This is a genomic window from Sphingomonas sp. SAFR-052 (assembly GCF_051965015.1).
Taxonomy (GTDB): Bacteria; Pseudomonadota; Alphaproteobacteria; order Sphingomonadales; family Sphingomonadaceae; genus Sphingomonas.
Genome location: NZ_JBQCMO010000001.1, coordinates 498,276 through 520,854 on the forward strand (window position 1 = coordinate 498,276; position 22,579 = coordinate 520,854).

At 67.5% G+C, this 22,579-nt stretch carries 19 protein-coding genes and 1 tRNA gene; 6 read left to right on the top strand and 14 right to left on the bottom strand.

Annotation, left to right across the window (positions count from 1 at the left end; genetic code table 11):
* Positions 1 to 100: 100 nt before the first annotated feature.
* The 3 genes from ACTHQV_RS02310 to moaA form a co-directional block, all read right to left on the bottom strand.
* A tRNA-Asn gene (locus tag ACTHQV_RS02310) sits at positions 101 to 175 on the bottom strand.
* A gap of 271 nt (positions 176 to 446) precedes the next feature.
* A complete protein-coding gene (locus ACTHQV_RS02315; protein ID WP_440488165.1) occupies positions 447 to 1,214 on the bottom strand; it encodes an NAD kinase in 768 nt (255 codons plus the stop codon).
* Positions 1,211 to 2,209, bottom strand: a complete 999-nt coding sequence (gene moaA / locus ACTHQV_RS02320; RefSeq protein ID WP_440488166.1) for a GTP 3',8-cyclase MoaA — start codon at positions 2,207 to 2,209, stop codon at positions 1,211 to 1,213. The genes ACTHQV_RS02315 and moaA overlap by 4 nt, the downstream gene beginning before the upstream one ends.
* A gap of 222 nt (positions 2,210 to 2,431) precedes the next feature.
* On the opposite strand from moaA, the gene ACTHQV_RS02325 reads away from it, so the two are divergent.
* Positions 2,432 to 4,405, top strand: coding sequence for an EAL domain-containing protein (locus ACTHQV_RS02325; protein WP_440488167.1), 1,974 nt, complete (start codon positions 2,432 to 2,434; stop codon positions 4,403 to 4,405).
* Here the strand turns inward: ACTHQV_RS02325 and ACTHQV_RS02330 are convergent.
* Both ACTHQV_RS02330 and alr read right to left on the bottom strand, forming a co-directional pair.
* Positions 4,399 to 5,649 carry a D-amino acid dehydrogenase gene (locus tag ACTHQV_RS02330; protein WP_440488168.1) on the bottom strand — a complete coding sequence of 417 codons (1,251 nt, stop codon included), beginning with the start codon at positions 5,647 to 5,649 and terminating at the stop codon, positions 4,399 to 4,401. The two genes, ACTHQV_RS02325 and ACTHQV_RS02330, sit on opposite strands and share 7 nt — an antisense overlap.
* On the bottom strand, positions 5,637 to 6,746 hold the full coding sequence (gene alr, locus ACTHQV_RS02335; RefSeq protein ID WP_440488169.1) for an alanine racemase: 1,110 nt from the start codon (positions 6,744 to 6,746) through the stop codon (positions 5,637 to 5,639). Before alr ends, ACTHQV_RS02330 begins: the two co-directional genes overlap by 13 nt.
* Before the next feature lie 120 nt (positions 6,747 to 6,866).
* Between alr and ACTHQV_RS02340 the strand changes: the two genes are divergently transcribed.
* The gene (locus ACTHQV_RS02340; RefSeq protein ID WP_440488170.1) at positions 6,867 to 7,322 is read left to right on the top strand and encodes an Lrp/AsnC family transcriptional regulator; all 456 of its coding nucleotides are present in this window, start codon (positions 6,867 to 6,869) and stop codon (positions 7,320 to 7,322) included.
* Positions 7,323 to 7,687: 365 nt separating this feature from the next.
* Here the strand turns inward: ACTHQV_RS02340 and ACTHQV_RS02345 are convergent, their stop codons facing one another.
* Complete coding sequence (locus tag ACTHQV_RS02345; RefSeq protein ID WP_440488171.1) at positions 7,688 to 8,218, bottom strand: alpha/beta hydrolase; 531 nt, start codon at positions 8,216 to 8,218, stop codon at positions 7,688 to 7,690.
* Positions 8,219 to 8,407: 189 nt separating this feature from the next.
* Between ACTHQV_RS02345 and ACTHQV_RS02350 the strand changes: the two genes are divergently transcribed.
* Entirely contained in the window at positions 8,408 to 8,641 is a 234-nt protein-coding gene (locus ACTHQV_RS02350; protein WP_440488172.1) for a hypothetical protein, read from the top strand.
* The gene (locus ACTHQV_RS02355) at positions 8,638 to 9,696 is read left to right on the top strand and encodes a DUF6976 family protein (protein ID WP_440488173.1); all 1,059 of its coding nucleotides are present in this window, start codon (positions 8,638 to 8,640) and stop codon (positions 9,694 to 9,696) included. The genes ACTHQV_RS02350 and ACTHQV_RS02355 overlap by 4 nt, the downstream gene beginning before the upstream one ends.
* On the opposite strand, the gene ACTHQV_RS02360 is transcribed toward ACTHQV_RS02355, so the two are convergent.
* Positions 9,668 to 10,120 carry an Lrp/AsnC ligand binding domain-containing protein gene (locus ACTHQV_RS02360; protein ID WP_440488174.1) on the bottom strand — a complete coding sequence of 151 codons (453 nt, stop codon included), beginning with the start codon at positions 10,118 to 10,120 and terminating at the stop codon, positions 9,668 to 9,670. The two genes, ACTHQV_RS02355 and ACTHQV_RS02360, sit on opposite strands and share 29 nt — an antisense overlap.
* A gap of 219 nt (positions 10,121 to 10,339) precedes the next feature.
* On the opposite strand from ACTHQV_RS02360, the gene putA reads away from it, so the two are divergent.
* Positions 10,340 to 13,435 (top strand): bifunctional proline dehydrogenase/L-glutamate gamma-semialdehyde dehydrogenase PutA, encoded by a 3,096-nt coding sequence (gene putA, locus ACTHQV_RS02365; protein WP_440488175.1) that lies wholly within the window; start codon positions 10,340 to 10,342, stop codon positions 13,433 to 13,435.
* On the opposite strand, the gene ACTHQV_RS02370 is transcribed toward putA, so the two are convergent.
* The gene (locus ACTHQV_RS02370) at positions 13,421 to 15,223 is read right to left on the bottom strand and encodes an aminopeptidase P family protein (RefSeq protein ID WP_440488176.1); all 1,803 of its coding nucleotides are present in this window, start codon (positions 15,221 to 15,223) and stop codon (positions 13,421 to 13,423) included. The two genes, putA and ACTHQV_RS02370, sit on opposite strands and share 15 nt — an antisense overlap.
* A gap of 85 nt (positions 15,224 to 15,308) precedes the next feature.
* On the opposite strand from ACTHQV_RS02370, the gene ACTHQV_RS02375 reads away from it, so the two are divergent.
* Positions 15,309 to 17,366 (top strand): S9 family peptidase, encoded by a 2,058-nt coding sequence (locus ACTHQV_RS02375; RefSeq protein ID WP_440488177.1) that lies wholly within the window; start codon positions 15,309 to 15,311, stop codon positions 17,364 to 17,366.
* Between the two features lie 140 nt (positions 17,367 to 17,506).
* On the opposite strand, the gene ACTHQV_RS02380 is transcribed toward ACTHQV_RS02375, so the two are convergent.
* The 6 genes from ACTHQV_RS02380 to ACTHQV_RS02405 form a co-directional block, all read right to left on the bottom strand.
* Entirely contained in the window at positions 17,507 to 18,565 is a 1,059-nt protein-coding gene (locus ACTHQV_RS02380; RefSeq protein ID WP_440488178.1) for a 5-(carboxyamino)imidazole ribonucleotide synthase, read from the bottom strand.
* Positions 18,562 to 19,047 (bottom strand): 5-(carboxyamino)imidazole ribonucleotide mutase, encoded by a 486-nt coding sequence (gene purE / locus ACTHQV_RS02385; protein WP_440488179.1) that lies wholly within the window; start codon positions 19,045 to 19,047, stop codon positions 18,562 to 18,564. The genes ACTHQV_RS02380 and purE overlap by 4 nt, the downstream gene beginning before the upstream one ends.
* Before the next feature lie 464 nt (positions 19,048 to 19,511).
* Positions 19,512 to 20,198, bottom strand: a complete 687-nt coding sequence (gene gpmA, locus ACTHQV_RS02390; protein WP_440488180.1) for a 2,3-diphosphoglycerate-dependent phosphoglycerate mutase — start codon at positions 20,196 to 20,198, stop codon at positions 19,512 to 19,514.
* A 35-nt stretch (positions 20,199 to 20,233) separates the two neighbouring features.
* The gene (locus ACTHQV_RS02395) at positions 20,234 to 20,689 is read right to left on the bottom strand and encodes a GNAT family N-acetyltransferase (RefSeq protein WP_440488181.1); all 456 of its coding nucleotides are present in this window, start codon (positions 20,687 to 20,689) and stop codon (positions 20,234 to 20,236) included.
* On the bottom strand, positions 20,686 to 21,798 hold the full coding sequence (locus ACTHQV_RS02400; RefSeq protein WP_440488182.1) for a M14 family metallopeptidase: 1,113 nt from the start codon (positions 21,796 to 21,798) through the stop codon (positions 20,686 to 20,688). Before ACTHQV_RS02400 ends, ACTHQV_RS02395 begins: the two co-directional genes overlap by 4 nt.
* Positions 21,795 to 22,409 carry a DUF4136 domain-containing protein gene (locus tag ACTHQV_RS02405; RefSeq protein WP_440488183.1) on the bottom strand — a complete coding sequence of 205 codons (615 nt, stop codon included), beginning with the start codon at positions 22,407 to 22,409 and terminating at the stop codon, positions 21,795 to 21,797. Before ACTHQV_RS02405 ends, ACTHQV_RS02400 begins: the two co-directional genes overlap by 4 nt.
* Positions 22,410 to 22,579 lie beyond the last annotated feature (170 nt).

Sequence of the window (22,579 nt, forward strand, 5' to 3'; positions counted from 1 at the left end):
TTTCCAGCATCGTCCGATGGGTGGAGGCCGGACATGGAAGACCACCGCAGCCACGCAGTGCCCCAGTCGGGGAAAAGTCCAGATTTTCCGGGGGTGTCGCTGGCTCCCTGAGTAGGATTCGAACCTACGGCCGCTCGATTAACAGTCGAGAGCTCTACCGCTGAGCTATCAGGGAACAACTGCGAGGCCGCGTCTCTACCAGCGGAATCGGGCTTTGCAAGCGGTTATTTTCCGAAATTTGGAAGAAAGTCTGGCGCGGGCGGATTTCCGGGCTTTTCGAAGGGAAAGGGGGTTTGGTTCACGCGAAGGCGTGAAGTGCGCAACGAGACAGAAGACGTATGTCGCGCAGAGGCGCAGAGGGGTTGCGCGTGCTGCCACGTCCGTGTCAGCGGCGTCATTCCTCGTAGCCGCGCGAAATCGACCCTCTTCGCTCGACGCGGGTCAGCCTAGCCCGCGAACTGCTCCATCGTGATCCGGTCATCCAGCGCATGTTCGGGATCGAACAACAGCGTCAGGTCGCGCACCCGGTCGATCGCAACGTCGACCTGCGCCACGTCGCGGACTTCGCGTTGGTCGGCGACCGCCGATACCGGGCGCTTCTCGGGCTCCAGCACCTTGAGCGTGATCCGTGCCTTGTCGGGCAGGATCGCGCCGCGCCAGCGCCGCGGGCGGAACGGACTGATCGGGGTGAGTGCCAGCATCGCCGATCCCATCGGCAGGATCGGACCGTTCGCGGACAGGTTGTACGCGGTCGACCCGGCCGGCGTCGCGGCGAGGATGCCGTCGCATACCAGCTCGGGCATCACCACCCGGTCGTTGACCGATACCTCCAGCTTCGCCGTCTGCCGCGTCTCGCGCAGCAGCGACACCTCGTTGATCGCGGGCAGCACGCGGACGTCGCCGTCCATCGTCGTCGCGGTCATGGTCAGCGGCGATACCTTGAACGGCTTGGCGCGGCCCAGCCGGCGGTCCAGCTCGTCCATCCGCCATTCGTTCATCAGGAACCCGACCGTGCCGAGGTTCATGCCGAACACCGGCACCGTCCGCCGCCGTTCGAGCAGCATGTGCAGCACCTGCAACAGGAAGCCATCGCCGCCCAGCGCCACGATCAGGTCGGCATCCTCGACCCCGCGAAAGTCGTAGCGGGCGCGCAACGTCTCCTCGGCGGCGCGCGCCTGCGCGGTCGGCGATGCGAGCAGGGCAAGCCGCGTCATCCGCCGGTGACGCTCATATGGCGGGCGACGGCGGGGGCCGCGCCCGCCTCGATCCGGAAATCATGCGCAGCCGGCTTGCGCGGCAGCGCGGCGTCGAGCGCGGCATCGACCGCCGCCAGCCCGCCGGTGCGCAGCGCATCCTTCAGATCGACATGATCGTCATGACCGAGGCACAGATACAGCTTGCCCTCGGTCGTCAGCCGGATGCGATTGCACCCGGCACAGAAATTGGCGGTCAGCGGCGATATCAGCCCCAGCCGGTTGCCATGCTCCCCGACCCGCCAGTAGCGCGCCGGCCCACCGGTACGATGCGTATCGCGGGTCAAGGTGAAACGCTGCGACAGCGTGTCGAACACCCGCGTCAGCGGCACGAAGCGATCGGTGCGATCCTCGTCGATCGCGCCCAGCGGCATCGTCTCGATCAGCGACAGGTCATGCCCCTCGCGCCCGCACCAGTCGAGCATGTCGCCGACCTGATCCTCGTTCAGCCCTTTTAGGACCACCATGTTGATCTTGACCGCAATCCCCGCCTCGCGCGCGGCGGCGATGCCGTCGATCACCTGCGCGACATCGCCGTGGCGGGTCACATAGCGGAAGGTAGCGGGGTCGAGGCTGTCGAGGCTGACATTGATCCGCCGGATGCCGGCATCGGCCAGGGCCGGCGCATGGTCGCGCAGCCGGGTGGCGTTGGTCGTCATGGTCAGTTCGTCGAGGCCGTTTCCGACCATCCGTCCCAGCCGTTGGCATAATTCGGCGACGCCGCGGCGCACCAGCGGCTCACCCCCCGACAGGCGGATCTTGTCGATTCCGCGCGCAACGAACCGTTCGGCGATCAACGCGATTTCCTCGAGGCTCAGTACCTTGGCCCGCGGCAGGAACGTCATCGCCTCCGCCATGCAGTAGCGGCAGCGCAGGTCGCAGCGATCGGTGACGGATATCCGCAGGTAGCGGATGGTGCGGCCATGCGCGTCGATCAGGTTGGGGGCGCAGGACATTGCGGCCCAAGTTAGGGGCGGATGCGGGGGAGAACAAGGCACAGCCGGTGGTTCGGTCGCGGATGCACCGGGGCGAGCAGCGTCGGAGGAGGAAGACATCCGATGCCCCCGGCTCCGTCCGCCGGTATCTCCGCTCGCCCACCAACGTCCGCCACCGAACCATACAAGCTGTTTATTGCCGCCGTGCCGGCCGCCTCATACAAGTGGGGTATGACGGGGGGCATGACCGGTTGGCACGGGGGGGATGCGGCGCGACAGCGCGCGCTGTTCCTGTTGTCGTTCCGGCAACGCGACGAACTGGCCGCGATCCTGTCGCGCGGTGGCTGGCACGTCGTCGCCGCGCGGCGGGCGGAGGGGTTGCGCCAGCGTGTCGCCGCCAGCGGGGCGGCGATCGCCATCATTGATGCGCGCGGCGCGGTGGAAGAGGGCGTCGCCGCCACCACCGAACTGGCGCAGGTCGCCGGCCATGGCGACGCGCTGCTGGTCCTGCTCTCGCGTAACGACAGCGCCCGGCTGGGTGAGTTGCACGATGCCGGCGCGACCCATTTTCTCGTCAGCCCGATCGCGGCGGACGTGCTGTTACAGGCGGTGCGATCGGCCGAACGCCATGTCGTGCGCATGGGCGGCGGCTGGCACGATCCCCAGGCCGGCGGCGGTGCGGCGCTCGGCTGGCGGCATGACGGCGATCGCGGCACGCTGCAACTGACCCCGGCCTTGGCGGAGGCGACGGGCCTGCCCGAGCACGGATCGTCGCGCGCGACGCTGCGCGCGATCGGACGGGCGGGGCGGAGGACGGCGCTGACGGCGATCCGGCGGCTGGGCGACACGCTGCCCGCCACCGCCTTTGCCCATGACCTGCCGGGGCTGGGGCGGGTGGTGCAACATGTCGCGCGCGATCCGCACACCCACCGGCTGCACGCCCTGGTCGAGCCGCTGGCGCGGGTCGGCGATATCGGCGCGGCGGTGCGCGAGGCGCTGGGGTCGGTGCGCGATCTGGCCGGAGCGCGGGCGTGGCTCGACCGCCGCATCCATGCCGGCGAACGGCCGGGGGTGCGGATGCTGACCGTCGCCGGGATCGATACCGTCAATCGGCAACAAGGGCGCGGTGCCGGCGACACGCTGCTGCGCGCGGTCGAGCGGCGGATCGAACGCGCCGTACGCGATGCCGGCGTGGCCCGCGCGGCGCTGGCGCGGCTGGGCGGCGCCGATTTCGCGGTGCTGCTGCCGCACGGTGCCGATGCCGGGCTCGACGCCGCGCTGGCGCAGGCGCTGGCGCGTCCGTTCGTCGCCGGCAGCATGATGGTGACGCTGACCCTGCAACAGGCATATGGCGTCGTCGATGCGGGGGAGGGCGGCGGCGTGCTGCTGCGCCGGGTCGGCAGCAGCCTGTCGGGCGGCGCGGTCGACACGGCACAGGCCCGCCGCCCGCTCGACGACGCCGAAACACTGGCGAGCGAGATCCCCCGTGCGATCGACCGCGGGGAGATCACGATTCGCTTCCAGCCGCAGGTCCATGTGTTGTCCGGCGCGATCGTCGGGGTCGAGGCGCTGGCCCGCTGGGACCATCCCGATCGCGGCGAACTGGGGGCCGAACTGCTCTTCGCCGCCGCCGGGCGCGCCGGGCTGGTCGAGGCGCTGTCGGCACATGTCCAGCAGCGCGCGCTGCGTATCGCCGCCGGCTGGGCCGCGCCGCTGTCCGGACTGCGCCTGTCGATCAACGTCACGGCCGAGGATATCGCCCATCCCAATTTCGCCGATACGCTGTTGGCGCGCGCCGATGCCAGCCGCTTCCCGCGCGACCGGCTGACCGTCGAGATCACCGAAAGCGGGCTGATCGCCGATCTGGGCGAGGCGGCGGGGTTGCTCGCGACGCTGCGCGCGGCGGGTTGCCGGGTCGCGATCGACGATTTCGGCACCGGCTATTCCAGCCTCGCCTATCTCAAGGCGCTCCCGCTCGATTATCTGAAGCTCGACCGGCGGATGACGCAGGACATCGTGGGCACGCACCGCGACCGGGTGGTGGTGCGCGGCGTGATCGACATGGCGCGCTCGCTCGACCTGACGATCATCGCCGAAGGGGTCGAGACGGTCGAACAGCGCGATGCCCTCGCGACCGAGGGCTGCCAGCTCTATCAGGGTTTCCTGTGCGCCGGCCCGCTCACCGTCCCGGCGCTGGAGGAGCTGCTCGATCAGTAACGCGCGATCGACAGGTCTTCGGTCTCGATCGCGGCGCGCTTGCCCGACATCAGGTCGGCGATCACCGCCGCCGATCCGCACGCCATCGTCCACCCGAGCGTCCCGTGCCCGGTATTCAGGAACAGGTTGCCGAACTTCGTCGGGCCCAGCACCGGCGTGCTGTCCGGCGTCATCGGCCTTAGGCCACTCCAGAAACTTGCCCGCGACGTGTCACCCGCGCCGGGGAACAGGCTGCTGAGCGAATATTCCAGCGTCGCGCGCCGCGCTTCGGGCAGGTCGTTGTTGAACCCCGAAATCTCCGCCATGCCACCCACGCGGATGCGGTCGCCCAGCCGCGTGATCGCGACCTTGTAGCTTTCGTCGAGCAGCGTCGACACCGGCGCGCGGCCCTCGTCGACGATCGGCACGGTGATCGAATATCCCTTCACCGGATAGACCGGCACCCGCAAGCCCAGCGGTGCGACCAGTTGCGGCGAGAAGCTGCCCATCGCCACCAGATAGGCGTCGCCGGTGACCGGCCCGGCATCGGTTTCGACCCCGGTGATCCGGTCGCCCTGCCGCACCAGCCGCTTGATCGCCGTTCCCATGCGGAACTCGACCCCGGCATCCGCCGCCATCCGTGCCAGGGCGTTGGTGAACTTGAAGCAGTCGCCCGTCTCGTCCCCCGGCAGCCGCAGCCCCCCGGCAAGCGGCTGATTGCTCCCCGCCAGTCCCGGTTCGGCGGCGATGCACCCGGCGCGGTCGAGCACCTCATAGGCGACGCCATCGGCCTTGAGCACCGCGATGTCCTTGTCGATCCCGGCCAGCTGCTTCTCCTCGCGGAACAGCTGCAGCGTCCCTTGCGACCGCTCGTCATAGGAAATGCCGGTCGCACGGCGCAGCTCGATCAGCTGGTCGCGGCTATATTCGGCCAACCGCACCATCCGCGCCTTGTTCACCGCATAGTCGCGCGCGTTGCAGTTGCCGAGCATCGCCACCAGCCAGCGCAGCATCGCCAGGTCGAATTGCGGGCGCAGGATCAGCGGCGCATGCTCCATGAACAGCCACTTCACCGCCTTGGCCGGGATGCCCGGCGCCGCCCAGGGGCTGGCATAGCCCGGCGAAATCTCGCCCGCATTGGCGAAGCTCGTCTCCAGCGCCGGCCCCGCCTGCCGGTCGATCACCACGACCTCATGCCCCGCCTGCGCCAGATACCATGCCGAGGTGACCCCGATCACCCCCGCGCCGAGAATCACGACCCGCATGGCGGCACTCCCTCTTGCTGTACGCCCAGGATCCGGCGCGCATGGCGGTGACGCAGCCCGGTCAGGATTTCATAGGCGATCGTCCCCGCATCCTCGGCGACCTGGTCGATCGTCTGGTGCGGCCCGATCAGCTCGGCATGGCCCGCTGTCGCCAGCACCTCCCCTGGTACGTCGGTGACGTCGATGCAGATGCTGTCCATCGACACCCGCCCGGCGATCGGCGCGCGATAGCCGCCGACATAGGCCGCGCCCCGGTTGCTGAGCGATCGCGGCCAGCCATCGGCATAGCCATAGGACAGGGTCGCGATCCGCCGGTCATGGTCCGCGACCGAGGTAAGGCCATAGCCGACGCCGGTCCCGGCGGCCACGTCGCGCCACTGCACGATCCGCGCGTCGAGCGACACCACCGGCCGCATCGGATTGTCGCGCCCCATTTGCGGCGCCGCCCCGTACAGCGCGATCCCCGGCCGCACCAGATCGCCATGAAAGTCGCTGCCCAGAAACGCGCCGCCCGAATTGGCGAGTGAGCACGGCGCGGGCGGCAGCATCGCCGCCAGTTCGCCAAAGCGCGCCCGCTGTGCCGCGTTCGCCGCTGCATCCGGTTCGTCGCCGCAGGCCAGATGGCTCATCACCAGCACGATATCGAGCGCGGCGAGCGGCCCGTCCTGTGCCGCCAGCGCCGCGACCTCACCCGGCGTCAGCCCCAGCCGCGACATGCCGCTATCGACCTGCACCGCCGCCGGCAGCCGCCGCCCGCCGATCCGCGCCGCCGCCGACCAGCGCGCGATATCCGCCGGACAATTGAGCACCGGCACCGCATCAGCCGCGATCAGCGCCGCCTCCTCGCCCGGCGCGATCCCGTTCAGCACGAACAGCCGCGTATCGACCGGCAGTGAAGGGCGCAGCGCGCTCGCCTCGCCGGTCAGCGCGACGAAGAAATCGCGGCAGCCCGCACCGTACAGCGCGCCCGCGACCAGCACTGCGCCCAGCCCATAGCCATCGGCCTTCACCACGCCCGCGACCCGCGCCGGCGCGACGGTGCGCGCAACGATCCGGTAATTGGCGGACAGCGCGTTCAGATCGATGGTCAGCGGCATGCGGTACGGTCTCCGGGCATGATCCTAGCGCGGAATCGCGTGCAGGAATTGCGTTTGTGCGGCAGGATCGTCGAATATCCCCCGTTTGCGCAACTTCGTGCGGCATGAAAGCAACATTGCATGAACCTCGATGCGATCGACCGCAAATTGCTCAACCTGCTCCGGCTCGACGCGCGCCGCACCAACAATGCGCTGGCGGCGGAGGTCGGCCTGTCGCCCTCGGCCTGCCTGCGCCGCGTGCGGCTGCTCGAGGATGCCGGCGTCATTCGCGGCTACACCGTCGTCACCCGCGCCGACCCGCACGATCACGGCGCGACCGTCATCGTGCAGGTGACGCTCGAGCGCCAGACCGAGGAATTCCTGTCCCGGTTCGAGGCCGCGGTCCGCCGCCACGCCGAAATCCAGGAATGCTGGCTGATGACCGGCCAGTCCGACTATTGGCTGCGCGTCGCGGTCGATTCAGCGGCGGCCTATGAGGCGCTCCACACCGACATCCTGTCGCGCCTGCCGGGGGTCACGCGGATCAATTCGAGCTTTGCGATGCGCAATGCGCTGATGCCGCGGCGGCGGGGGTAGGGGTGCCGGACCTTTATCCTTATTCGTTCGTGCTGAGTAGGGATTGAGCTTGTCGAAAGCCCGTATCGAAGCACCCCCGGCGGTCCTTCGATACGCCGCTTCGACAGGCTCAGCGGCTACTCAGGACGAACGGCGGCAAGGAAACGGACCGCTCCCCCCTCCCGTTCGGTTCGAGCAGCTTCGAGCTTGCCGAGAAGCGTCCGTCGAGAACGCCGGAGTTTGGGGCACCCCCTTCTCGACTACGGTTCTCGACAGGCTCGACCCTGCGCTCGAAGCGAACGGAGGTGGAGAGGGGGTAGGGCGGGGCGAGCGGCAGAGTCGGGCACAAGCGGCAAGGCATACCCATCGGCCCGGAACCCGACCCCCTACCGCAACCTCGCCAGTTTCTCCGCCGTCCGCACGTCGTGCGCGACCACCGCCCCGCTCAATCGCTCGATCAGCCCCAACAGCCCGCCACCGCGCACCGCATTCTCGGGCGCCAGCAACTCGCTGCCCCATTCGCGCGCCAGCGCCTCGATCTGGCCCGATCGGTCGACCGTCACCGAGCGGAACGGCAGCAACGTCGCCGGCGACGCGAAGCGATCCGCACCGACCCCGGTCGTCGGGTCGACCAGGATCGCGCCCGCCACCCGCTGCACATAATGGCTCGGCGACAGCCGCGCCCACCACGCCGCCGCGCGGCAACCGGCGCCATGCGCCAACAGGATCACCTGCCGATCCGCCTCGCCGACGAAGCGGTCGATCCGCGCGCCCAGCAGGTTGCGGTCGGCATCGGTCTGCCGCCCGAGCGGCAACAGCGTCGCGCGCAACCGCTCGATCGCCTCGCCCAGCGCGGGCGGTGGCGGTCCGTCGGACAGGGCAAGGACCGAACAGCGGGCAGCGGCGATGGCGACCATGGTTTCGTCTCCCGTTCAGGATCTCGACAGGAAAGCTAACACAGCGCTGAACCGGCGCAACACTGCAAAGGTTGCAGGGCGACGAAGCGACGCTTCGCCACCGCCAGCCGATATCCAATCGGCTTACGCAATATTTACCGAGATATGTTGATACAGGTTGCATCACATGATTGCAGGCTGACGGTTCGCATGGACATTCCCCCCGCAGAGGACGGACGCTGGCACGCCCTGTTGTCGGGCATGGCGAGCCCCGGCTATCGCTGCCTCGCGCTGCGCATCCTGATGATCCGTCTGACCCATGCCTATCGCCATCCCGATGCCGACCGGACGGCGGTGATTGAGGAACTGCGCCGCTTCTTCCGCGACAATATGCGCTTCGCCGCCGAAGACTTTCAGACGATCTTTGCAGGAGCGGCCCGATGAACCGCCATTTCCCCGACGCCGCCCGCTCGCTCCATTCGGTGGCGGAGGTCGCCGCGATGATCGACGCGGGTCAGGCGCTGATCCTAGCGGCCGAGGAAGCGCCGCTCGCGGCCCTGCCGCGCGGCGACTGGATCGGCGGAACCAGCCCGTTCTTCATGAGTCACGAGGTCGGCGGCACCTTCGACCGCGACCGCATTTTCGTTCAGAAACTGCCCGACATCGCCTCGATCGCATGGGTCGGACTGCTCGACCGCGAAGCGCTGCCGACCATGGCCGAACTCGGCGCCGACAATGGCTATACCATCCTGCTGATGCCGGGGCAGAGCGCGGTCCAGCAGGAATTCGCGCTGCACAGCCTCGAATGGCCGGGCATGTTCGTCCGGCCGCTGGCCGGATGGGTTACCGGCGTGGCGAACGATCGCATCGGTGTCGACGTGCCGAAGGTGTTCGATGGCCGCACCGGCACCGCATCGACCGATCGGGCGCTGGTGTTGCACGTCGCGCTGCCCGACGATGCCTTTGCCCGGATCGACATAGTCAACCTCTTCGTCCCCGATACCGATGGTCCGGCGCTGACCTTTGGCGGGGAGGGCGACGAACCGGCCTTCACCTTGGAATGGGCGAAGGTGGATGGCGTGCCGACGCGGCTGGTCGATCATATCGCCACGCACGGCATCGACACCCGTTTGCCGCTGGTAGCTGATTATAACGGCGCGATGGTCAATGTCGCGACGCAATGGGTCGATACCGACCGGGGCCTCGTCAACCTGTTCGCGCCGGTCCATCCCGGCATGGAATATCGCTTTGCGAAGCCGATCGACGATTACGAACGGCTGTTCGCCGAACAGCTGGGCAACCCGCGCGGCGAGATCGTGTTCAGCTGCAACTGCGTGCTGAACTACGCCTATGCCGGGCTGGAGGGGCGGCATACCTCCGGCCTGACCGGGCCGATGTCGTTCGGCGAGATCGCATACATGCTGATGACGCAGACGCTGGTGTACGTGACGGTCGATCGTGACCGCCCGGTCACAGCGGCAGCGCCGTCGTCGACTTAACCTCTTCCAGCACCGCATAGGTCCGCGTCTCGCGCACCCCCGGCACGGTCGTCAGCGTCCGGCCGAGGAACGCGCGATACGCCTCCATATCGGCCATGCGGACCTTCAACAAATAGTCGAAACCGCCCGCAACCATATGACATTCCAGCACTTCCGGCAGATCCCGGACGTGATGGGCAAAGGCGGTGAAGACATCGTCGGTGGTCCGGTCGAGCAGCACTTCGATGAATACCAGCAGCGACCGGTCTAGCTTCGCCGGGTCGAGCAGCGCCGCATAGCCCCGGATGACCCCGCCCTCGCGCAACCGCCGCACCCGCTCGAAACAGGCGGCGGGCGAAATGCCGCATTGCGCCGCCAACGCCTGATTGGTGATGCGTCCGTCGCTTTGCAGAACGCGGAGCAGTTTCCGGTCGGTCTGGTCCAATTTAACCTTCGATACGTCACCCCAGCGTAGGCTGGGGTCTTTCTGTGATAGGGCGGCACGTCACTGCCAAAGACCCCAGCCTTCGCTGGGGTCACGCATGTGAAGGATTACCAGGAAACAGAGCTTCGAGGCCATAATCCTTTGTGCAGGTCGTCCAACATACGAAGCACCTTCGCCGTCTGCCGCGATATACCGAGGAACCGCCATACGGAGAGACGAATGCCTGCGATCGACTGGGACGCCCTGGACGCCGACAAGTTCACCGACGAAAGCGTCCTGCTGCCACAATTGCTGGCGCAGGTCCCGTTGACCCAGTCCGACCGCAGCGAGATCGTCGACAAGGCCGCGAAGCTGGTCGAGCGCACCCGCGCCGCCGCCGCCAAGCCCGGCGTAGTCGAAGGCTTCCTCCAGCAATTCTCGCTCGGCACGCGGGAAGGGCTGGCGCTGATGTGCCTTGCCGAGGCGCTGCTGCGCACCCCCGACGCCGCAACCCGCGACCGGCTGATCGCCGAAAAGGTCGGCACCGCCGATTGGGCGGCGCATCTCGGCCAATCGTCCAGCCTGTTCGTCAACGCCTCCACCATCGGCCTGACGCTGACCGGCAAGCTGGTCGGCGACGAAGGTCCGGCGGGCATTGGCGAGACGATCCGGCGGTTGGCCGGGCGGCTCGGCGAACCGGTCATCCGCCGCGCGCTGGCCGCCGCGGTCGGCATCATGGGCGACCAGTTCGTGCTCGGTGCCACCATCGACGCCGCGCTGAAGCGCGCCGCGAAGGAAGGCTATCTCTGCTCGTTCGACATGTTGGGGGAGGGGGCACGGACCCCCGCCGATGCCGACCGCTACGAACATATCTATGCCGCCGCGATCGATGCGGTCGGCAACGCCCGCGCGCCGGGCAGCACCCCCGAACAGGGGCATGGCGTCTCGGTCAAGCTGTCCGCTTTGTGCCCGCGCTACGAGGCGGTGCGCGAGGACGACGTGTTCGCCGACCTCTATCCGCGCATGAAGCGCCTCGCGCTGATCGGCGCGCGCCACAACCTCAATCTTGCGATCGACGCGGAGGAAGCGGATCGGCTCGCCCTGTCGCTGAAGCTGATCGACCGGCTGGCGCGCGAGGGCGAACTAGGCGACTGGACCGGCCTCGGCGTCGTCGTACAGGCCTATGGCAAGCGCGCGCGCGGGGTGATCGACGGGCTGGAGCGTCTGGCGCGCGATACCGGGCGACGGATCATGGTCCGGCTGGTCAAGGGCGCCTATTGGGACAGCGAGGTCAAGCGCGCGCAGATCGCCGGCCATCCGGGCTATCCGGTGTTCACGTCGAAGGCGGCGACCGACCTGTCCTATCTGGTCTGCGCGCATAAGTTGATCGCGGCCGCGCCGGCGCTCTATCCGCAATTCGCGACGCACAACGCGCACAGCCTGATGGCGGTGCGCCACATGGCGGTGCGTGCCGGCGTCACGATCGAGCACCAGCGCCTGCACGGCATGGGCGAGGGACTCTACCGCGCCGCGTCAGGAACCGGCGATAACAAGCTGATCTTGCGTGCTTATGCTCCGGTCGGCGGCCATGAGGAACTGCTGCCCTATCTGGTCCGCCGCCTGCTGGAGAACGGTGCGAACAGCAGCTTCGTCAACGCGCTTCTCGACGAGGAAGTCCCGGCCGCCCAACTGGTCGCCGACCCCGTCGCAGCGCTCGCGGCAACCCCGCGTCAACATCCGCGCCTGCCGTCCCCATCCGACATCTATCCCGGCCGCGCCAACCCCCTCGGTCGCGACTATTCCATCGCCTCGGTCCGGTCCCACGCGGCATCGTTCCGTGACACCTTCGCCAACATCCACGCCACCCCCCTGATCGGCGGCAAATCGACCCCCGGCGCTGGCGCCGCACCGATAGTAAGCCCGGTCGATCACAGCCGCACCATCGGCTCGGTAACCCCCGCTACGCCAACGGAAATCGACAATGCGGCAACCCTCGCCCGCGCTGCCCAACCCCGCTGGAACGCGCTCGGCGGGGTGGCGCGCGGCAAGGTGCTGCGCGCCATGGCCGACGCCCTCGATGCGCAGATGGATCGCTTCATCGCCATCCTGTCCGCCGAAGCGGGCAAGACGCTGAACGACGCCGTCGCCGAAGTCCGCGAGGCGATCGATTTCTGCCGCTATTACGCGCTCTTGGCCGAAACCCGCTTCGCCGGCCCGACCGTGCTGCCGGGCCCGGTGGGCGAGGTGAACCAGATCGAGCTCCACGGCCGCGGCGTCTTCGTCTGCATCTCCCCCTGGAATTTCCCGCTCGCGATCTTCACCGGACAGGTCGCCGCCGCGCTTGCCGCCGGCAACGCCGTCCTCGCCAAGCCCGCCGAGCAAACCCCTCTGATCGCGTACGAAGCCGTCCGCCTGTTCCACGCCGCCGGCCTCGATCCCGACCTGCTGGCGCTGCTGCCGGGCGAAGGAGCCGAGGTCGGCGCGGCGCTGGTCGCCCATCCGTCGATCGCCGGCGTCGCCTTCACCGGCGGCACCGACACCGCGTGGGCGATCAACCGCACGCTCGCCAACCGCAACGGCCCGATCCTGCCGTTCATCGCCGAAACCGGCGGTCTTAATGGCCTGTTCGTCGACACCAGCGCGCTGCGCGAACAGGTCGTCGACGACGTGCTCCTGTCGGCTTTCGGCTCGGCCGGACAGCGCTGCTCGGCATTGCGGCTGCTATACCTGCCGAAGGAGACCGCCGATGCAGTGATAGAGACGCTGGTCGGGGCGGCCGGCTGCATGGTGCTGGGCGACCCGTCCGATCCGGCGACCGATATCGGCCCGGTCATCGACGCCGATGCTCGCGATGCGCTGAACGCCCATATCGAACGCCTAGAGCGCGAAGCGAAGATCCTGTTCCGTGCCGATGCCCGCGGCTGGGACGCCCGCGGCACCTATTTCGCGCCGGTCATCGCCGAGGTGCCGAGCCCCGACTTCCTCGAACGCGAGGTGTTCGGTCCGGTTCTGCACATCTATCGCTACGACCCCGCGGATCTGCCCAATGTCGCAGGGAAGCTGGCGGCGCGAGGCTATGGCCTGACGCTCGGCATCCACAGCCGCATCGATCGGTTCGCTGAAGAGGTCGCGGCGCTGGTTCCGGCGGGCAATGTCTATGTCAACCGCTCGATCATCGGCGCCGTCGTCGGCGTCCAGCCCTTCGGTGGCGAGGGGCTGTCGGGTACCGGTCCGAAGGCGGGCGGCCCCGATGCGCTGCTGCGCTATGCCGCCGAACGATCGACGTCGATCAACATCATGGCGAAGGGCGGCGACCCGGCGCTACTCAACCTGTAACGGCGCGCACTTCGCCGCGATCCACGCCGCTGTCTCCATATCGAGCAGCGGCGTCAGCAGCTCGGCGACGCGGGCGTGATAGGCATCGACCCACGCCCGCTCGGTCTCGGTCAACAGCGCCGGCACGATCAGCGTCCGCTCGATCGGAACGAAGGTCAGCGTCTCGAACCCCAGCATCGGCAGGTCGCCGCCGGCGATGTCGCGTTCGACGACCAGCAGCAGATTCTCGATGCGGATGCCGTATTCGCCGGCCTTGTAATATCCCGGCTCGTTCGACAGCATCATGCCTGCACGCAGCGGCTCCATCGGCCCGCCGCCCGGATAATTGGGTGCACCGATCCGCTGCGGCCCTTCATGCACCGACAGATAGGCACCGATGCCATGCCCGGTGCCATGCGCGTAATCTAGCCCCGCCTCCCAGAGCGGCCGTCGCGCGAAGCCATCGATATGGCCGCCGAGCGTCCCGTCGGGAAAGATCGCGGTGTCGATCGCGATATGCCCTTTAAGCACGCGGGTGAAACGGTCGCGCATCTCTTCCGACACCGCCCCCACCGGCATGACACGGGTGATGTCGGTGGTGCCATCGGCGTACTGCCCGCCTGAATCGATCAGATAGAGCTGTCCGGGCAGGATCGCGGCGTCGCTTTCCACGGTCGCCTTGTAATGCGGGCTGGCGGCATGAGCGCCGGTCGCGCTGATCGTGTCGAACGACAGGTCCCGCAGCAGCCCGGTTTCGGCGCGGATCGCCGCCAGCCGGTCGGATGCAGACAATTCGGTCAGCGTGCCCGAGGGTGCGGTTTCCTCGAACCATTTCAGGAAGCGGACCATCGCCGCGCCGTCGCGCGCCTGTGCGGCGGCGTGGCCGGCGATCTCGACCGGGTTCTTGATCGCCTTGGCCAGCACGGTCGGGTCGCGTTCGGCGACGATCGTCGCGCCGCGCTGACGCAGCGTGTCGTGGATTGCTGCGACGGCACGGTCGGGATCGGCGGCGACGCGCTTACCCGCGAACTGGCCGAGCGTATCCTTGAACGCGTCCATCGGTCGCACGGTCACCGCGTTGCCGAGATGGCGGACGACGTCGTCGCCGACCTTGCCCGGTGCGGCGAACAGGTCGGCGGTGCCATCGGCATGAACGATCGCGTAGCTGAGCGCGACCGGCGTATGCGCGACATCGGTGCCGCGCACGTTGAAGGTCCACGCGATCGAATCGAGCGCCGACAGGATCACCGCGTCCGCCCGCCGCTCGGCCAGCCATTCGCCGATCGCCGCACGCTTTTCGGCGGACGTGCGGCCCGTCAGTGCGGCGTCCTGCACGCAGAAGGGCGCGGGCGAGGGGGCGGGCCGGTCAAGCCACAATGCATCGATCGGGTTGGCATCGACCGCGACCAGCTCGGCACCGGCATCGGCCAGTGCCGAACGGGTCGATACAACCCAGTCGACCGTCGCCAGCCACGGATCATAGCCGATCCGGTCGCCGGCCTGCACCGCCCCGCGCAGCCAGTTGGTCATCGACTTCGCGGGGACCTGTACGAACTGCCAGTCGGCGGCATCGACCTGTTCGCGGACCTGCAGCGTATAGCGGCCGTCAGTGAACATCGCTGCCGTGTCGCGCAGCACCACCGCGCTGCCCGCCGACCCCTTGAACCCGGTCAACCAAGCAAGGCGCTGGGCATAATCGCCGACATATTCGCTCATATGTTCGTCGGTCAGCGGCACGACGAACCCGGTGAGGTCCAGCGTGGCGAGATGGGCGCGCAGGGCGGAGAGGCGATCTTTATGGTCCGTCATGGTTGCGTCGTTACCAGCCACGACGGCGCGGCAAAAGGACAACTGAACTCGACTTCCGCTTCGGCTCGCCCCACATGGGCGTCCTATGACCAAGCCCATTCCGCCGATCGCCGAACAACGTCCCCACAGCTTCGAACGCCACGGAATCGTCGTCGACGATCCGTGGGCATGGTTGCGCGACCCGAACTATCCGAAGGTCGAGGATGAAGAGGTGCTCGCCTATCTGAAGGCAGAGAACGACTATTTCGACGCGGTGATGAAGCCGCATGCCCCACTGATCGATACGCTGTTCACCGAGATGCGGGCGCGAATTAAGGAAGACGACGCCACCGTGCCGCAGCGCGACGGCGACTGGTGGTATTGGTCGGATTTCGAAACCGGCGGGGAGTATCGCCGCTGGTGGCGCAAGCCCGTTGCGGGCGGTGCCGACGAACTGATCCTCAACGAACCGGCGCTGGCCAAGGGCAAGGAATATTTCCGGCTGGGCGCGCTGTCGGTCAGTCCCAACGGACGGCTGCTCGCCTACGCGATCGACGATGATGGCGGCGAGCGGTTCGAGGCGCGGGTCAAGGACCTGACGACCGGCGAGCTGCTGCCCGACACGATCCCCGGCACGCTGTCTGAACTGGTGTGGACGGCGGATTCGAGCGGGTTCCTCTACGGCCTCGCCAACGAGCAGTGGCGGACTGACAATGCCCGGCTACACCGCATCGGTACGCCCACCGAGCAGGATATCGAGCTCTATCACGAGGCCGATGAGGGCTGGCGCGTGTCGGTCGGCGAGACCCAGTCGCGGCGCTTCCTCGTCATCTCGGCGGGCGATCATGTCACGAGCGAGGTGCGTCTGGTCCCGGCGGACGATCCGACCGCCGAACCGATCCTTGTGCGGGCGCGGGAGGAGCATGTCGAATATGACGTGGAGGAGCATGACGGCACGCTGTTCATCCACACCAACGACACCCATCCGAACTTCCGCCTTGCGACCGCGCCACTGGAGCGGCCCGACGACTGGCAGGAATTGATTGCGGCCGACCCGCATTTCTACATGACCGGGGTCACGACCTTCGCGAAGCTGTTCGTGGTCGAGGGGCGGCTTGACGGGCTCGATCAGATCCGGCTGCACGATTATGCGGGCGGCGCGGCGCGGCCAATTGCGTTCCCCGAGGCAAGCTTCGTCGTCGGGCTGGGCGACAATCCCGAATATGACGTCGACACGCTGCGGCTCGGCTATGAATCGATGGTCACGCCGGGCACCGTCTACGACTATGACGTGGCGAGCGGCGAATTGACCGTGCGCAAGGTGCAGACGATCCCGTCAGGCTATGATCCCGCCAAATATGCGACCGAACGGCTGCACATCACCGCGCGCGACGGGACGGCGATCCCGTGTTCGGTTGTGTATCCGAAGGACTTTCCGCGCGACGGGACGGGCAAGCTCTATCTCTACAGCTACGGCGCCTATGGCTATGCGATCCCGCCGGGGTTCTCGACCAGCCGCATGTCGTTCCTCGACCGCGGCATGGCGTTCGCGATCGCGCATATCCGGGGCGGCGACGATCTGGGCCAGCAATGGTATCTGGATGGGAAGCTGGAGAAGCGGACCAATACTTTCAACGACTTCGTCGATGTGGCGAAGGGGCTGATCGAACTTGGCTTCACCGACAAGGGCAAGATCGCGATCGCCGGCGGATCGGCGGGCGGCGAGTTGATGGGGGCGGTGATGAACTCCGATCCCGAGCTATGGGGTGCGGTCGTCGCGAGCGTGCCGTTCGTCGACGTGCTCAACACGATGCTCGACGACAGCCTGCCGCTGACGCCCGGCGAATGGCCCGAATGGGGCAATCCGATCGAGGACAAGGCGGCGTTCGAGCTGATCGCCTCGTACAGCCCGTACGATAATGTCCGACCGCAGGCGTACCCGCCGGTGTTCATCTCGGGCGGGCTGAACGACCCGCGCGTGACCTATTGGGAGCCGGCGAAGTGGGCGGCGCGGCTGCGCGCGACCAAGACCGACGACAATGTGCTGCTGCTCAAGACCAATATGGGTGCGGGCCATGGCGGAAAGTCGGGGCGCTGGGAAAGCCTGCGCGAGGCGGCCGAGGAGATGGCGTTCGTCCTGTGGCAATTGGGGGTGGCCAGCTGAATTATCCTCCCCGCATCGGGGAGGGGGACCAGCGAAGCTGGTGGAGGGGGTGTCCACATACGGTCCGGTTGCTTTGCGCGGCGATCCCCCTCCACCACCGCTTCGCGGCGGCAGTCCCCCTCCCCGTGCCGGGGAGGATGTTATCGTTCCACCCGCGTCACATGGCCCATCTTTCGACCCGGGCGGGCTTCGTTCTTGCCGTAGAGGTGGAGGTGCGCGCAGGGTTCGGTCAGCAGCGCCTGCCATTGATCGACATCGTCGCCGATCAGGTTGGTCATCTCGACCCGCGCGGCGGTCAGGTCGGTACCGCCCAGCGGCAGGCCGAGCACGGCGCGGACATGGTTTTCGAACTGCGAGGTCTCCGCGCCCTCGATCGTCCAATGGCCCGAATTGTGGACGCGCGGGGCCATTTCGTTGAACACCGCGCCGTCGCGGCCGCAGAAGAATTCGAGCGTCAGCACGCCGACATGATCGAGCGCCTCGGCGACCTTGCGCGCCAGCGCCTCCGCCTCGGCGCGCCATGGCTCGATCGACGGGGCGGGGACGGTCGAGGTGTCGAGAATGCCGTCCTTGTGGACGTTCGCCGGCGACGGATAAAGCGCGACAGCGCCGTCAATACCGCGGGCGAGGACGACCGAGAATTCCTGGTCGAAATCGACGAACGCTTCGAGGATCGCCGGGCCGCCGCCGATCGCCAGCCATGCCGCGCTGGCATCGTCCGCCGACATCAGCCGCGCCTGCCCCTTGCCATCATAGCCGAAGCGGGTGGTCTTGAGCACCGCCGGACAGCCGACGGCGCGGATCGCGTCGTCGAGCGCGGCGCGATCGGGCACCTCAGCCCAGCGCGCCGGGCGTCCGCCCAGTGCCTCGACGAAGCGCTTCTCGCGGACCCGGTCCTGCGCGACGGCGAGCGAGCGAGCGGAGGGACGGACCTTGTCGCCCAGCGCCTCGATCGGGGCGGCAGCGATGTTTTCGAACTCATAGGTCACGACGTCGACCTCGCGCGCGAAGGCACGCAGCGCGTCGACATCGTCATAGGCGCCGCGGCTGTGCGCGAAGGCGATGTCGTTGGCCGGGCCGCTGTCGGGGGCGTAGACATGGATGCGGTAGCCGAGTTGCGCGGCGGCGACGCCGATCATCCGGCCGAGCTGGCCCGATCCGATGATGCCGATCGTCGATCCGGGGGGCAGCGGGCTCATTGCGGGTCGATCGCCACGCCGTCGGTCTGCGCGGTGCGCCATGCGTCGAGCCGCTCGGCCAGCGCGTCGTCGGCAGTGGCGAGGATCGACGCGGCGAGCAGGCCGGCGTTGATCGCCCCGGCTTTCCCGATCGCCAGCGTGCCGACCGGCACACCACCCGGCATCTGCACGATCGAGAGCAGGCTATCCATGCCCTTCAGCGCGTGCGATTCGACCGGCACGCCCAGCACCGGCAGGCGGGTCATCGACGCGACCATGCCGGGCAGATGGGCGGCACCGCCGGCACCGGCGATCACGACCTTCAGCCCACGTCCGACGGCATTGGTGGCATAGTCGACGAGGCGGGCGGGGGTGCGGTGCGCCGACACCACCTTCGTCTCGTGCGGTACGCCGAGTCGCGTCAGGGTTTCGGCGGCGTGGCGCATCGTCTCCCAATCGGAAGTGCTGCCCATGATGATGCCGACCAATGGTGCGTCGTTCATTGTCTGCCCGTACCGCTTTGGGGAGGGCGCTGCTTAGGGAAGGGGTGAAAACAGGGCAAGCGGAAGGATGCCGTACGGGCATATTCAGTGGGCAAAGTTCACGAAGTTCACACTAGTGGCGCGTTTGCGCGGTGGCGTTTTCGCGGCCAAAGTTCACAAAGTTCACACTAGTGGCGCTGTTTGCGTGCAGGACGGGGTGGCAGTGTCAAAGAGCGCGGGCCGGACGAGGGGCCGGCGGGGAGTTTGGCGGGGGTGGGGCGTGTAGGAAAGGGGTTTGTTCTCGGCCTCCTACGCCACACCTCACATGCTGACCCAGCCTCTTCCCGTTCGCTTGGAGCGTAGGTTCGAGCTTGTCGAGAACCGAAGTCGAGAAGTCGGTGCCCCAAACGGGGCGTTCTCGACGGACGCTTCTCGACTTCGCTCGAAGCTGCTCGAACCGAACAGATTTGCAAGTTTCCGAGAGCTTACCGCTCGCTGAGATAATAGCGGTCGGTCGGGGTCAGGTCGTCGGCCAGTTCGTAGACGATCGGTTGGCCGGTCGGGATTTCCAACCCGGTGATCTCGTCATCGGGAATGCCCGACAGATGCTTGACCAGCGCACGCAGCGAGTTGCCGTGGGCGGAGATAAGCACGCGCTTGCCGGCCTTCAGTTCGGGGGCGATGCGGCTTTCCCAATAGGGGAGGACACGGTCGATCGTGTCCTTCAGGCTCTCGGTCTGGGGAATGGCGATGCCGGCATAGCGGCGATCGGTCGACAGGTCCCACGGGCTGTCGGCTTCGGGCAGGGGCGGCGGTACGTCGAAGCTGCGGCGCCAGATCTTCACCTGTTCGTCGCCATGCTTGGCCGCCGTCTCCGCCTTGTCGAGGCCGGTCAGGCCGCCATAATGCCGCTCGTTCAGGCGCCAGTCCTTTTCGACCGGCAGCCACAACCGGCCCATCGCCTCCAGCGCGAGGTTCAGCGTCTTGATCGCGCGCGTCTGATAGCTGGTGAAGCAGAGGTCGAAATCATGCCCCTTTTCGGTGAGCAACTCGCCCGCGGCCTTGGCCTCGCTCTCGCCCTTTTCGGTCAGGTTGACGTCCCACCAGCCGGTAAAGCGGTTTTCGAGGTTCCAGGCGGACTGGCCGTGGCGGATCAGGACGAGCGTGGGCATGAAACCTCCGTTGCTGTTGGTGCGGTGCACCTAGCTCAAACCGGGCGGCAGAGGAACCGGTTGAACTCCGTCGCGACATAGTCGCCGAACGCCGGGCAGGGCACGAAGCCGTTGCGGGCATAGAGACGATGCGCGGCGTCGAACATCGTGCCGGTCCCGGTTTCGAGCACCAGCCGCGTCATGCCGGCGGCGCGAGCTGTGGCAATGATGTGGTCGAGAATCGCCTGCGCCACGCCGCGCCCGCGTACGGTCGCATCGGTGCGCATCGATTTGATCTCGCCATCGCCGTCCTTCAGCGTCCGCAGTGCGCCGCAGCCGAGCAGCGTGTCGCCATCCCATGCGGTGAAGAAGGCGATGTCGGGGGCGGCAAGACCGGACAGGTCGAGCGCGTAGACGCTGCCCGGCGGCGACGATGCGTGCATGTCGGCGAGGTGCGCCGTCAACAGTGCCGCCGTTGCCGGGTGGTCGAGCCCGCCTTCGCGAACGATCACCGGGTGAAGTCCGCCAATACCTCCAGCCAGCTATGCGCCAGCCGCTTCGATCGTTCGGGCGACCAGCCGAATTCGGGATCGGGATGGGGGTCGTGATCCTTGAACGGCATTTCCAGCGTCATGCTGAGCGCGCCGAAGCGGTTGGCGAGCTGATTGGTCGACATCGACAGGTTCGCCTGTCCCGCCGCCGACACAGGATAGCCGAGCTTGGTCTGGAATTCGGGCGTCGCCGCCGCCCATGCCGCGCCGAACGCGGTGAAGCGCGCGCCGTGTGCGTCGGTCCAGTTGGGGATGCCTTCGTAGCCGGCGATGAAGTTGGCGGGGATGGCTTCGTCGCCATGGACGTCGATGGCAATATTGACGCCAGTTTCGTCCATGCGGTCGCGCACGCACAGCACTTCGGGGCTGCGTTCCAACGACGGGGCGTGCCATTCGCGGTTGAGGTTCACGCCAGCGGCATTGGTGCGCAGATGGCCGCGACAGGAGCCGTCTGGGTTCATGTTGGGGACGCAGTGAAAGGTCATGCGTTGGCGCAGGTCGGCGGCGACCGCGTCGGACGGATCGGTCAGCCGTTCGAGCAGCCCCTCCATGAACCATTCGCACATCGATTCGCCGGGGTGCTGGCGGGCATAGGCCCAGATTTGCAGCGGGCCGTCGCCGAGCGTGAGGTAGTCGATCGCGCGTCCGTCGAGACTTTGGCCGAGTTCGTGGTGGACGACGCCGGGACGGGCGGCGATGCGTGCGACCAGATCGTCGTGGCGCTCCAGCGTGTACGGCGCGAAATAGGCGAACCACGCAAGTTCGGTGTCGATCGTCGTGGTGAAGGTGAGGACGCCGTCGTCATAGCCGGTGTCGACCTGTCGCCATGCGTGGCGATCGGTGCTCATGCGGGTGCGATAGCCCGGCCACCCGAACGCATAGGCCGACCCGCCGGCATTGACGATGCGGAAGGTGAGCGTGCGACCGCGCGCGCCGGCGACGCGGAAATGGAACCATTGGTAGAAGTCGGACAGATGGTCGGCGACGATCTCGAGGTCGATCACGTCGCCCTGCACGGCGACCACGCGGATATTGCCGCTGTCGAACGCGGCGTTGATGGTAATGCTCATCGCACCGTCGTAGTGATTCCCGACTCGCCTGGGAAGTTGCGGAACATTGCGTTGGCCAGCCGATCCGCCTGGAATACTGGCTGCGCGCCCGGCGTATTCTCCAGCGAATCGGTAAGGGCGCGTGCTTCCCAGATGGTCGTGCCGTCGCTTCGGCGGCGGATCTGGACCATCAATTCGGTGCCGATCACCTCGCGCTGGCCGCCGCCGATGCCGAAGCCGACCCCGCCGCCGAGACCCACGCCGCCACCGCGCCAGCCACCGCCGCCACCGCCCGCGCCGAGGCCGATCGAGACCGGCGGGCGCTTCTCGACGAAACCACGGGTGGCGCGCGTGAAGCCGACCGCGACGATCAGGTCGGAAGGTGCGGTGCCGGCGCGGGTGAAGCCGAGCTTTTCCATCTCGCGCCCTACGGCATTGGCGTAATTCTGGAATTCGGGGCTGACGACGCCGTTGGTCGACAGCGGTTCGAGCGAGAAGCTGCCGCGCGCGACCGGCTGGTTGAGGTGGAATCGGGTGACGTCGACCGGGCGGACGCGCGATCCGGTGGTGGTACAGCCCGACGCCAGTACCGCCGCCACGGCCATCAACCCGAATCCGAACGCCTTGTTCATGCGACTCACCTTGCTTACGACACGCCTGATTGCTGGATGGGTCAACGCGCATTGCAAGCGTTCGGGTTCATTGCGCGGGTGTTTCGATTGCGAACGCCGTTCCGCTCTTGACGAAAGGCACGGTCGGCGATAGCTGGACGCCTCTTTTCCGGCCGTGCGAGCGGCCTTTT